Origin of the sequence: Escherichia sp. WS1451, from assembly GCF_046487365.1 — a bacterium.
In the GTDB taxonomy this organism is placed as follows: Bacteria; Pseudomonadota; Gammaproteobacteria; order Enterobacterales; family Enterobacteriaceae; genus Escherichia; species Escherichia coli.
Window position 1 is genome coordinate 159,425 of the sequence record NZ_JBJQJP010000006.1, and the last position, 12,857, is coordinate 172,281.

General features: G+C 52.4%; 11 protein-coding genes. 2 read left to right on the forward strand and 9 right to left on the reverse strand.

Going from position 1 to position 12,857, the window contains the following annotated elements:
- Positions 1-17: 17 nt before the first annotated feature.
- The 6 genes from codA to prpB all read right to left on the reverse strand — a co-directional run bounded on the left by codA (position 18) and on the right by prpB (position 8,302).
- Positions 18-1,301: a cytosine/isoguanine deaminase gene (codA, locus tag ACJHX7_RS10560; protein WP_012602187.1), complete on the reverse strand. Its 1,284-nt coding sequence runs from the start codon at positions 1,299-1,301 to the stop codon at positions 18-20.
- On the reverse strand, positions 1,291-2,550 hold the full coding sequence (gene codB, locus ACJHX7_RS10565) for a cytosine permease (protein ID WP_000076233.1): 1,260 nt from the start codon (positions 2,548-2,550) through the stop codon (positions 1,291-1,293). The genes codA and codB overlap by 11 nt, the downstream gene beginning before the upstream one ends.
- A gap of 236 nt (positions 2,551-2,786) precedes the next feature.
- The gene (gene prpE, locus ACJHX7_RS10570) at positions 2,787-4,673 is read right to left on the reverse strand and encodes a propionate--CoA ligase (RefSeq protein WP_094029749.1); all 1,887 of its coding nucleotides are present in this window, start codon (positions 4,671-4,673) and stop codon (positions 2,787-2,789) included.
- Positions 4,674-4,712: 39 nt separating this feature from the next.
- A complete protein-coding gene (gene prpD / locus ACJHX7_RS10575; RefSeq protein WP_094029750.1) occupies positions 4,713-6,164 on the reverse strand; it encodes a 2-methylcitrate dehydratase in 1,452 nt (483 codons plus the stop codon).
- 33 nt (positions 6,165-6,197) lie between these two features.
- The gene (gene prpC / locus ACJHX7_RS10580) at positions 6,198-7,367 is read right to left on the reverse strand and encodes a 2-methylcitrate synthase (RefSeq protein ID WP_001285909.1); all 1,170 of its coding nucleotides are present in this window, start codon (positions 7,365-7,367) and stop codon (positions 6,198-6,200) included.
- Between the two features lie 44 nt (positions 7,368-7,411).
- Entirely contained in the window at positions 7,412-8,302 is an 891-nt protein-coding gene (prpB, locus tag ACJHX7_RS10585; protein ID WP_000052173.1) for a methylisocitrate lyase, read from the reverse strand.
- A 238-nt stretch (positions 8,303-8,540) separates the two neighbouring features.
- On the opposite strand from prpB, the gene prpR reads away from it, so the two are divergent.
- Positions 8,541-10,127 (forward strand): propionate catabolism operon regulatory protein PrpR, encoded by a 1,587-nt coding sequence (gene prpR / locus ACJHX7_RS10590; RefSeq protein WP_000941047.1) that lies wholly within the window; start codon positions 8,541-8,543, stop codon positions 10,125-10,127.
- A 100-nt stretch (positions 10,128-10,227) separates the two neighbouring features.
- Here prpR and yahO read toward each other — a convergent pair whose 3' ends face one another.
- Entirely contained in the window at positions 10,228-10,503 is a 276-nt protein-coding gene (gene yahO / locus ACJHX7_RS10595) for a DUF1471 family periplasmic protein YahO (protein ID WP_000691951.1), read from the reverse strand.
- A gap of 146 nt (positions 10,504-10,649) precedes the next feature.
- On the opposite strand from yahO, the gene ACJHX7_RS10600 reads away from it, so the two are divergent.
- Positions 10,650-11,321, forward strand: coding sequence for a LysE family transporter (locus tag ACJHX7_RS10600; protein ID WP_000976966.1), 672 nt, complete (start codon positions 10,650-10,652; stop codon positions 11,319-11,321).
- Between the two features lie 16 nt (positions 11,322-11,337).
- On the opposite strand, the gene yahM is transcribed toward ACJHX7_RS10600, so the two are convergent.
- Complete coding sequence (gene yahM, locus ACJHX7_RS10605) at positions 11,338-11,583, reverse strand: protein YahM (RefSeq protein WP_000290600.1); 246 nt, start codon at positions 11,581-11,583, stop codon at positions 11,338-11,340.
- 413 nt (positions 11,584-11,996) lie between these two features.
- Positions 11,997-12,812, reverse strand: a complete 816-nt coding sequence (yahL, locus tag ACJHX7_RS10610) for a protein YahL (RefSeq protein ID WP_001330069.1) — start codon at positions 12,810-12,812, stop codon at positions 11,997-11,999.
- Positions 12,813-12,857 lie beyond the last annotated feature (45 nt).

Here is a 12,857-nt window from a genome sequence, read left to right on the forward strand (position 1 = left end):
CTTCAACGCAGAGGAAATTACCGTTTGTAATCGATGGCTTCCGGCTGCTCCAGATACACGGTGGTTTGTGCCGGTTGCGTGCTGGCAATCACCTTACCGCCACGTACCGAATAGCGCACCGGAACCTGACGGCGCAGCGCGTCAAACCCATTTTCAGCCGGCAGGATAATCAGGTTGGCGCTGTTTCCGGCGGCAATGCCGTAATCCTGCAAATTCAACGTCCTGGCACTGTGGTGGGTGATTAAATTCAGGCCATCGTTAATCTGCCCGTAGCCCATCAGCTGGCAAACATGCAGCCCCATATGCAGCACTTGCAGCATATTCGCCGTTCCCAGCGGATACCACGGATCGAAGACATCATCGTGACCAAAGCAGACGTTAATGCCGGACTCCAGCATCTCTTTAACGCGCGTGATGCCGCGACGTTTTGGATAGGTATCGAAACGTCCTTGCAGATGGATATTGACCAGCGGGTTGGCGACAAAGTTAATACCGGACATTTTCAGCAAGCGGAACAGGCGCGAGGTATACGCCCCGTTATAGGAGTGCATTGCCGTAGTGTGGCTGGCGGTGACTCGCGCGCCCATGCCTTCACGGTGCGCCAGGGCGGCAACGGTTTCAACAAAGCGCGACTGTTCGTCATCAATCTCATCACAGTGAACATCGATGAGACGGTCGTATTTTTGCGCCAGGGCGAAGGTTTTATGCAGCGACTCCACGCCATATTCACGGGTAAATTCAAAATGCGGAATCGCCCCCACTACGTCTGCCCCTAAGCGTAACGCCTCTTCCAGCAACGCTTCACCGTTGGGATACGACAAAATCCCTTCCTGCGGGAAGGCGACGATTTGCAGATCAATCCACGGCGCAACTTCCTGTTTCACTTCCAGCATCGCTTTCAACGCAGTCAGCGTTGCGTCGGAGACATCGACATGGGTACGCACATGCTGAATGCCGTTGGCAATCTGCCATTTCAGCGTTTGCCAGGCGCGTTGTTTCACATCGTCATGGGTTAATAACGCTTTGCGCTCGGCCCAGCGTTCAATGCCTTCAAACAGCGTGCCGGACTGATTCCAGTTCGGTTGTCCTGCGGTTTGCGTGGTGTCCAGGTGAATATGCGGCTCCACAAACGGCGGTATAACTAAACCTTGTTCGGCATCCAGGCTGTTTTCAGTTATGGGCATCACGCCGGATTGCGCATCAATGGCGCTGATTTTTCCGTCCTGCAGATAAATCTGCCACAGCCCCTCTTTGCCAGGTAACCGGGCGTTAATAATTGTTTGTAAAGCGTTATTCGACACTGTTAGCCTCCACATGCGTCATTGCTGCTGTCGTTTTACGATTCAAAATCGGGTTAAGGATCAGATAGCTCAGCGCGCCACCTAATACCGCGTTGACCGGAACAATTCCCGGTAACCAGTGGCCTGCGGCAATCCCCAAGGCGACCGCCAGAATCGCCACCCAATTGACACTCATCATACGCGTGGTCGCAAAGTGCTCATAGCGGCGACGGTTCATCAGATAGTCAGCGATGATCACGCCCCCTACCGGAGGAATAGCTGCCGAAAGGAAGGTCAGCCAGCCGACAAAATTGTTATACAGCCATAATGCGCAGACCGTACCGATAATACCGTTGATTACCGAAAGGGTTTTGCTCGACATCCCGGTAATGTTGGCGAAACCTAAGCCCGACGCATAGAGCGCGTTATCGTTGGTGGTCCAGATATTCAGCCCCAGCACCACAATCGCAGGCAGCAGCAGACCCTGAGCAATCATCACATCAGAGATATCCGCCATCCCCAGTGCCGCCGCGCCCGCTGCACCGAAAATAAACATCAACGAGTTGCCGAGGAAAAAGGCCACCATCGCCACCAGCACCGCCAGTTTGGCATTACGACCAAACCGGACAAAGTCAGCGGTGAGCGTGCCCGCACTGATAAATGACCCCACAACCAGCGCCAGCGCGACATTGAAATCTAACGGTTGTGCGGGAACGACCGCTTTTAATGCGTCCAGGCCGCCCATGCCGTTAACGGCCAACCACACGGAATAACCGCCAAGACAGGCGATAGCCGGAACTGCAATCACCGAAAGAACCGTCAGCGCCGAAATGCCAAAGAAGACGGTTACGGTCATCAGTAAACCGGAAACGGCAATCAGCAAATTAATATCCAGCCCAGTTGCCTTGCCCACCGGAATAGCAAACATCGCCACGCCAACGCCAAACCAGCCAACCTGAGTTCCGCCCAGTAGCAGTGAAGGCAGCCATGAGCCTTTAACACCAAAAGAGAAGCGAGCAAGAAGATGAGTGGTCAGGCCGGTTTTTGCGCCAATGTAACCAAGAAATGAAGTGTAAATACCGAGGAGAAGATTACCGATGAGGACTGCGAGGAAGAAATCATGATAGCTAAGACCGGTTCCGAGAGTGCCGCCGGTCCACATACTGGCGGAAAAGAAGGTTAATCCCAGCATGACGAACGTCAATGCCAATACCCCTTTCCGCGCCGACTGCGGGACTGGCCCCTGGCTAAAGTTGTTATCTTGCGACACGAAATTCCCCCTTTTTGCTGTTTGAAACCCAAAAAATCCGCCGCATTCTATTCATCTGAAGATAAAAAGCAATCGTTTTCGTGGGGGAATATATTTTTTATATGAATGAGTGCAAAAAGGTGGGGGAAAAATTATCGGTGTAAAAACAGTGGGTAGGCATAATAAGACGCGGTAAGCGTCGCATCAGGCATCGGCGCATGGTGTCGGATGCGCCAGGCGACGCATCCGACAATAACCTACTCTTCCATCGCCTGGCGGATCTGATCCAACGACGCAGGATCATCAATGGTCGTCAGATCCCCAGGATCGCGTCCTTCGCAAATCGCCTGGATCGTGCGGCGCAGCATTTTTCCGGATCGCGTTTTCGGCAATTGCGAGACAAACCAGACGTGCGCCGGGCGGCCAAAGTTGCCAATCTGGCTGTCCACCAGCGCCATAATCGCCTTCTCTTGCGAGTGCGCCACCTCACGATCTTCCAGACTATCGCTCTCTTTCGGAATGACAAACGCCACTGCCACCTGCCCTTTCAGCGCATCTTTCACCCCAACCACCGCCACTTCGGCAACGCCCGGATGACTGGAGATACTCTCTTCAATCTCGCGCGTCCCCAGCCGATGCCCGGCAACGTTAATTACATCGTCAGTGCGCCCGAGAATAAAGTGATAACCGTCAGCGTCACGGATGCCCCAGTCAAAGGTGGCGTACACCGGGCGGGAAAACAGCGACCAGTACGTCTTCACAAAGCGGTCGTCGTCGCCCCAGATGGTCTGAATACACCCCGGCGGCAGCGGCCCTTCCACCACCAGCATCCCTTTCTCGTTGACGCCACACGGTTCGCCGGTGACTTCATTAAGCAACTGCACGTTATAGCCATACATCGGCACGCCGGGGCTTCCCAGACGCGTCGGCCTGTCGTCCAGACCGCGAGCAATCGCCATAATCGGCCAGCCGGATTCGGTCTGCCAGTAGTTGTCGATGACCGGCACATCCAGCGTATTGCTCACCCAACTGGCGGTCGGCTCGTCCAGCGGTTCTCCAGCCAGATAGAGCACTTCCAGCGACGAGAGATCGTGTTTGCGAATTTCAGCGGTAGGGAATTTTTTCAGCACGCGAATGGCGGTCGGCGCTGAGAACATCCGGCTAACCTGATATTTCTCGACGATTTTCCACCACACGCCGCAGTCCGGCCAGGTCGGCAATCCTTCGTAAACGATAGTCGCCATCCCCGCCAGCAGCGGCGCATAAACGATATACGAATGCCCTACTACCCAGCCGATATCCGAAGCACAAAAGAACACGCCGCCCGCTTTGCCGCCAAAAATGGTGTCCATCGAGGTCGCCAGCGCCACCGCATATCCGCCGACGTCACGCTGCACGCCTTTAGGTTTGCCGGTCGTGCCGGAGGTGTAAAGAATGCAGGAGGTTTCGTTGGATTCCAGCCACGCCACTGGCACCCGCGCACCGATGTGTTGATGGCGAAACGACGCGAAATCGACATCCCGCCCGCTAACGCGCGGCATTTTCGCCAGCCCGCGATCCACCAGTAAAACGTGGCGCGGCTGATGCTGCGCCTGACTTATCGCATCGTCGAGTAATTTTTTATAGGGAATGATTTTGCCACCGCGCGCTCCGGCATCAGCCGAGACAATCAGCACCGGTTTAGCATCATCAATTCGCGCCGCCACGCTGTGCGAGGCAAATCCACCAAACACCACCGAGTGAATAGCGCCAATGCGCGCGCAGGCCAGCAGAGTAATATGCGCTTCGGCAATCATCGGCATATACACCAGCACCCGATCGCCACGCTGCACGCCCAGTGAGCGCAGCATTGACGCCACTGCGTTCACTTCGTCATGCAGCTGACGAAAGGTAAAGGTGCGCTCTTCTTCTGTTTCCGAAGAGACGGCAATCAGCGCCAGCGCCTCTGGCTGTTTCTCCAGCCAGCGGTCGATAGCGTTGTGACACAAGTTGGTTCGGCCTTCACAAAACCAACGGGCAAACGGCGGATTGCTGTGATCGAGCGTTTGCGTAAAGGGCGTCTGCCAGTCAATACGCCGGGCCTGCTCGGCCCAGAACTTCTCCGGTTCGTTAATCGAACGCTGATAAAATTCGCTAAAAGACATAATGCTCTCCTGTTGAACTTACGCCTTACCGCTGTTTGCTTAAATGACGTACAGGTCGAGATACTCATTGACCGGCATCTGTTCCAGGCGAGCTCTGTCGAGAGAAACCTCCAGAATGCGCTGCTGTTGGCGAGTCGGGAACTGGCGCGCGAGATTGATTTTGAATTTATCCACCAGCTTCGGAATGCCATCCTGACGGCGGCGAGCATGACCAATTGGGTACTCCACCACCACTTCTTCAAATCGCGTACCGTCGGTGAACTCAAGGGTTATGGCATTGGCGATGGCACGTTTTTCCGGGTCGTGGTAGTCAGCGGTAAATGCCGGATCTTCAAAGCAATTGATCTTCTCGCGCAGGGCGTCGATGCGTTTATCTTGCGCGACGTTGTCTTCGTAATCTGCTGCCGTTAAGCGCCCGAACAGCAGTGGGATCGCCACCATATACTGAATGCAGTGGTCGCGGTCAGCCGGGTTATTGAGCGGCCCTTTTTTGTCGATGATGCGAATACAGGCTTCGTGGGTGCGAATGGTCACTTTTTCGATATCTGCCGCCGTTTTGCCTGCTGCCTGCATCTGTTCATAGAGCGTCATCGCCGCTTCAACTGCCGTCTGGGAGTGGAACTCCGCCGGGAAGGAGATTTTGAACAGCACATTCTCCATGACGTAAGAACCGTACGGGCGCTGGAAGCGGAACGATTCACCTTTGAAGGAGACGTCGTAGAAGCCCCACACAGGCGCAGTCAGGGCTGACGGGTAACCCATTTCGCCCGTTTTCGCCATCAGTGCCAGACGTACCGCGCGGGAAGTGGCATCGCCCGCCGCCCAGGATTTACGCGTGCCGGTGTTCGGCGCATGGCGATAGGTGCGCAGCGACTGACCGTCCACCCACGCCAGCGAAACGGCGTTGAGAATTTCCTCGCGGGTCAGGCCGAGCATTTCGGCGACCACGGCGGTGGAAGCCACTTTCACTAACAGAACGTGGTCGAGGCCGACGCGGTTAAAGGAATTCTCCAGCGCGATGCAGCCCTGAATTTCATGGGCTTTGATCATTGCGGTCAGCACCTGTTTCATGGTCAACGGCGCTTTGCCGCTGGCGACCGCGTTGCGCGAAAGCCAGTCCGCCGTTGCCAGAATGCCGCCGAGGTTGTCGGAAGGATGGCCCCACTCCGCCGCCAGCCAGGTATCGTTGAAATCGAGCCAACGGATCATCGCGCCGATGTTAAATGCCGCCTGGACGGGGTCGAGCTGGAACTGAGTTCCGGGGACGCGCACGCCGTTAGGTACGACGGTGCCGGGGACAATTGGCCCCAGCAGTTTTTTACAGGCTGGGTATTCGAGAGCTTCAAGACCGCAGCCGAGCGTGTCGAGCAGGCAGTAATGTGCGGTGTCGTAGGCTACTCTGGAGCTGATTTCGTAGTTCATCACGTAATCGACGATATCAACGATTTCACGATCAAATTCCGGGCGGATGTTGTTGATTTGAGCTGACATTGGGTACGTTTCCTTATTGTTATTCGTAGAGATTTACTGGCGCTTATCCAGCGCGACAAACTGGCGGTCTTCCGGTCCAACATAATTGGCGGAAGGACGGATAATTTTGTTGTCCTGACGTTGTTCGATAATGTGCGCCGCCCAGCCGGTGACGCGGGCGATAACAAACAGTGGTGTGAACATCTCGGTGGGAACGCCCATCATGTTGTAGGAAACAGCGGAGAACCAGTCGAGATTGGGGAACATCTTTTTGCTCTCCCACATCACCGTTTCCAGGCGATCGGCGATGTTGTACATCTTCAGCGAGCCGCCTTCCTGCGAGAGCTGCTTCGCCACACGTTTGATCACCTGATGACGCGGGTCGGCGATGGTATAAACCGGATGACCAAAACCAATGACCACTTCTTTGTTTTCCACCCGCTTGCGGATATCGGCTTCGGCTTCGTCCGGCGTTTCGTAGCGTTGCTGGATCTCCAGCGACACTTCATTCGCCCCGCCGTGCTTCGGCCCGCGCAGTGCACCAATCGCGCCAATAATCGCGGAATACATATCAGAGCCGGTGCCCGCAATCACCCGGCTGGTAAAGGTGGAGGCGTTAAACTCGTGTTCGGCGTACAGCACCAGCGAAATATGCATCGCCTTTTCCCAGCTTTGCGACGGCTTTTCGCCATGCAGCAGATGCAGGAAGTGACCGCCGATGGAGTCGTCATCGGTTTCCGGCTGAATGCGTTCGCCGTTGTGGCTGTAGTGATACCAGTAGAGAAGAATCGAGCTAAGTGACGCCAGCAGTTTGTCGGCAATATCCCGCGCGCCAGAGACGGTATGCCCCTCTTTTTCCGGCAGCGTGCAGCCGAGCGCGGAAACGCCGGTGCGCATAACATCCATCGGGTGTGACGCCGCCGGTAAGGCTTCCAGCACGGTACGCACGTTAGCCGGTAAACCGCGCAGGGCTTTCAGTTTCGTTTTGTAGGCGGCGAGTTCGTCACGGGTCGGCAGTTTGCCGTGGATCAGCAGATGCGCTACTTCTTCAAATTCGCAATGTTCCGCCAGATCAAGAATATCGTAACCACGGTAATGCAAGTCATTGCCACTTTTACCCACGGTGCAGAGCGCCGTATTGCCCGCCGGAACGCCAGAAAGTGCTACCGATTTTTTCGGTTTAATGACATGGGTACTGTTTTGCAGGATCGTTGTGTCGCTCATATTGTCCTCGTCATTTGTAGGGTCGAGATATTTTTCGTTGTGTTTTATTTCACCTGGCTACGGGCAAACAGGTCGTCGAGTTTCTCTTCGTACTGGTAGTAGTTGATGCTTTCGTACAGTTCGTTGCGGGTCTGCATGGTGTCGATGACGCTCTTCTGCGTGCCTTCCTGACGCAGGACGTTGTAGACATGTTCGGCGGCGCGGTTCATGGCGCGAAACGCTGAAAGTGGGTACAGCGCCATTGCGACATGGGCGCTGCGTAATTCGTCGGTGGTAAACAGCGGTGTTGCGCCAAATTCGGTAATGTTGGCGAGGATTGGCACCTGCACCGCATCAGCAAACTGGCGGTACATGGCGAGTTCGGTAATCGCCTCCGGGAACAACATCTCGGCACCCGCTTCAACATAGGCCTGCGCACGCTCAATCGCCGCATCCAGCCCCTCTACCGCCAGCGCATCGGTGCGCGCCATGATCACAAAATCAGGATCGGTTTTCGCATCCACCGCCGCGCGGATCCGATCCACCATCTCCTCTTTCGAGACGATCGCTTTGTTCGGACGATGACCGCAGCGTTTTGCACCAACCTGATCTTCAATATGCAATCCCGCCGCACCGGCTTTAATCATCGATTTCACGGTGCGCGCAACGTTAAAAGCCGAAGAGCCAAAACCGATATCCGCATCAACCAGCAGCGGCAGCGAACAAACGTCGGTGATACGGCGAATATCTGTCAGCACGTCATCAAGAGTAGAAATACCGAGATCGGGCAGCCCCAGCGACCCTGCCGCCACGCCACCGCCGGAGAGATAAATTGCCTGATATCCGGCACGCTGCGCCAACAGCGCATGGTTGGCGTTAATGGTGCCAACAATCTGCAATGGATTTTCTTTAGACAGTGCAGCGCGAAACGCTTTACCTGGAGAGTGTAGAGACATAGTCCATCCTTTGTTATCAACTTGTTATTTGCGTTGATAAAGACAAAGCAAGGGGTGTGCCACAATTGACTGAATAAAATTAAATGTTTAATTTCAATTTGTTATAAATAAAGTCATGAAGTAATCCGCAAATATGCGTTTCAGTTAACGTTTCAGGCAATGTTTCACCGCGTTTCATTGCAACAATTATGAAACAAGGCTAAACCCAATATTCGGTTTCTTAACTTTGCGGTGCGCTATGGCACATCCACCACGGCTGAATGACGACAAACCGGTTATCTGGACGGTATCGGTGACGCGCTTATTCGAGCTGTTTCGCGATATCAGCCTCGAGTTTGATCACCTGGCGAACATTACCCCTATTCAGCTTGGCTTTGAAAAAGCAGTGACCTACATCCGCAAGAAACTGGCAAACGAACGCTGCGACGCCATCATCGCCGCTGGCTCTAACGGCGCGTACCTGAAAAGCCGCCTGTCAGTGCCAGTTATTTTGATTAAACCGAGCGGCTACGATGTGTTACAGGCACTGGCAAAAGCCGGAAAACTCACCTCTTCTATCGGCGTTGTCACTTATCAGGAAACTATTCCGGCACTGGTGGCGTTTCAAAAAACCTTTAATTTGCGCCTCGACCAACGTAGCTACATTACCGAAGAAGACGCCCGCGGGCAGATTAACGAGCTGAAAGCTAACGGCACCGAAGCGGTGGTCGGCGCGGGGCTGATTACCGATCTGGCAGAAGAAGCCGGAATGACCGGAATTTTTATCTATTCCGCCGCCACCGTACGCCAGGCATTCAGCGATGCGCTGGATATGACGCGCATGTCGTTACGCCATAACACTCACGATGCCACCCGCAACGCCCTGCGTACTCGTTACGTGCTGGGCGATATGCTCGGTCAATCACCACAGATGGAACAGGTACGGCAGACTATTTTGCTGTATGCCCGCTCCAGTGCGGCGGTGTTGATTGAGGGGGAAACGGGGACGGGCAAAGAGCTGGCGGCCCAGGCGATTCATCGGGAATATTTTGCCCGCCACGATGCGCGACAGGGCAAAAAGTCGCATCCGTTTGTTGCCGTCAACTGCGGGGCGATTGCTGAATCTCTGCTGGAAGCGGAGCTGTTTGGCTATGAGGAAGGAGCGTTTACCGGCTCGCGACGTGGAGGTCGCGCCGGGCTGTTCGAAATTGCCCACGGCGGTACGCTGTTTCTGGATGAGATTGGCGAAATGCCGCTACCGTTGCAGACTCGCCTGTTACGGGTGCTGGAAGAAAAAGAGGTCACCCGCGTCGGCGGGCATCAGCCTGTTCCGGTGGATGTGCGAGTCATTAGCGCCACTCACTGCAATCTGGAAGAAGATATGCGGCAAGGGGAGTTTCGCCGTGATCTGTTTTATCGGCTGAGTATTTTGCGTCTGCAATTGCCACCACTGCGCGAGCGGGTGACGGATATTCTGCCGCTGGCGGAAAGCTTTTTGAAAGTGTCTCTGGCGGCGCTCTCCGCCCCGTTTTCTGCCGCATTACGCCAGGGGTTACAGGCAAGCGAAACCGTGCTGGTGCACTACGACTGGCCGGGCAATATTCGTGAACTGCGCAATATGATGGAGCGACTGGCGCTGTTTTTAAGTGTGGAACCGACGCCGGATTTAACGCCGCAATTTTTGCAGCTGCTACTGCCGGAACTGGCGCGCGAGTCGGCGAAAACTCCCGCTCCACGCTTACTGACACCACAACAGGCACTGGAGAAATTTAATGGCGATAAAACAGCAGCGGCGAATTATTTAGGTATCAGCCGGACGACGTTCTGGCGGCGGCTGAAAAGCTGAACTGCCGAATGCAGCGCGAACGCTTTATCCGGCATAAATTTCAATAGATGATGATCACCGATAAACTTACGCATCGGGGATGTTTACATAGGATTCAGAATTACTTCTTCTTATAAATATTTGCCGTGCCGTGGATCTTATTGTCAGTTTGACCGGAGGTCAGTACCAACACATCAGCCCCTTTTTCATCGGCTTTTTTGATCAAATCTTCTTTCGCATCTGCGGTCGACATTTCATTACTGGTTGAAATATCACCTATTTTTTCATATTGCGATGCAACCTTTTCAAATTCCGCTTTGGTCATTAATTCTGCGGCATAGACATTGGTAACGGCAAACGCTAACGCACCGACTAACATTTTAGAGATTATTTTCATATTACGGCTCCAGAGTTGTTATCACACTATCACCCACCCACATTATTGGGTTGATTAATAATTAGTTCAGTCAGGGCATAAACGCCAGTAACCGGAAATAAGACACTTTGTGATCTCTCTCGCACCCGATTATTTTTGGTAGAAATATGATGAAGTTACTTCACTTATTTATGGATGAAATCACTATGGATCCTTTGCACGCCGTTTACCTGACCGTAGGACTGTTCGTGATTACTTTTTTTAATCCGGGAGCCAATCTCTTTGTGGTAGTACAAACCAGCCTGGCTTCCGGTCGACGCGCAGGGGTGCTGACCGGGCTGGGCGTGGCGCTGGGCGATGCATTTTATTCCGGGTTGGGTTTGTTTGGTCTTGCAACGCTAATTACGCAGTGTGAGGAGATTTTTTCGCTTATCAGAATCGTCGGCGGCGCTTATCTCTTATGGTTTGCGTGGTGCAGCATGCGCCGCCAGTCAACACCGCAAATGAGCACACTACAACAACCGATTAACGCCCCCTGGTATGTCTTTTTTCGCCGCGGATTAATTACCGATCTCTCTAACCCGCAAACCGTGTTATTTTTTATCAGTATTTTCTCAGTAACATTAAATGCCGAAACACCAACATGGGCACGTTTAATGGCCTGGGCGGGGATTGTGCTCGCATCAATTATCTGGCGAGTCTTTCTTAGTCAGGCGTTTTCTTTGCCCGCAGTGCGTCGTGCTTATGGGCGTATGCAACGCGTTGCCAGTCGGATTATTGGTGCAATTATTGGTGTATTCGCGCTACGCCTGATTTACGAAGGGGTGACGCAGCGGTGAGCAGATAATTTACTCTCTACGTAATCAACCTGATTTGCCGGATCCCGACCATCGGCGATGATAGCCCCCGTAATGCGTGGTCCTTATTTCCGATAAGTTTACTTGAGTCTTTAGCTTCCCATTTCAGCCCACTCTCCCCTGTGTGGGCTTTTTTCATTGCTCTGACCCGTCCTGAATAGCCAAACAATGGCAATGTTTCACTTTGCAGGGATGATAATAAGGGGATCTGATTCAGAAGAGTTATGAAAAGTTGGACCGCCATCGAGGCCTCGAACCCCGTACCATACAACAATCCTGGTTGTCGTCTGCTCTTCCTGATGAGCTAATGGCGGTTTTTGATATGAGCCTTACAGCATATTTTCTGTCAGGCTTGAGTGCGATGCGTAAGATACAGAAAAGCCCCCACACAAACATGATGGAATTATGATTTTTTTCATATGAATGTCAACCCACACATTCACAAAACATCTGCATGAGATCATTTTTTTATACACCGTATAGCTGCGAAACCACTGCTGATGCTTTTTTAAGCGAAGCGTCGCCGATCACAACAAAATATCGGCGAAAAAGGCGGTGGAATGCCATTTGGCATACGGATATACAGATGAAATGATCACCTGCTTTGCGATTCACTCTCTGGTGGAATAACAACTCGCAGGTGGAACCCTTTCTGAACTAAAGAGTGTAGCGGATTTTAACGTGCTTATTTACAGGATAATATCTGTCACCTAACTCCTGCACTCTATTAGATATCCATTCATTTAATCGCGCATCATCTCTGTATGTTTTTACGTCCAGAACAGAGAGCAATAACCTCACCAGTGATTCAGGAAAAACAGGGTAGATATTTTTTAAGTGTAATAATAATCCATGCGCAAGCGCCTGCTTAATGGGCGCGTCGGTCTCCGGGATAGACGACATTTCGCGAAGCCATTTTTCCACATGCATACACTCTTTCCCTTTAGGGAAAAGTCTCAGCAAAGGCATATGGTGTTCAAGAAGAATACATTTGCAATCTGTTCGCACTGAATCGATAAACTGCTCTAATTTCTTAAGCCCGGTAAAGCGTCCAGCCTGCACATTTGCTTTAATATCAAGAAACGCATCATCCTGGTCATATACCCAAACTGTCCCTTTTTGATTTTCAAGTATGCGAAAAACAAACTTAACCGGGTGATCAGGGTAATCCATCCAGTCATAAAACCCAGGGAAATCATTAAACTGCACATTTATGGTGAGTGCGTTATCGTCTGACCACTCACAGTCTCGTACGGCAGCCATGAGATGAATGAGTTTGTCGTCATCGACTAAATCATCACGACAATCATAAGGATAATCATAATATTGTTTAATCAAAACCTTGAATATATCGACACAGGAGACCAGGGAGCTTTTGATATCCTCTGATAACTGATTGTTTTTAACAGTATTAAGTATGCTTTGTTGCGTATATGGCATCAAATTATTGTGCGGAGCTTTTAATGATATCATCGCGATCTCTCTTAAATAAAAATAAACGTCGCAGATAATAAAGCC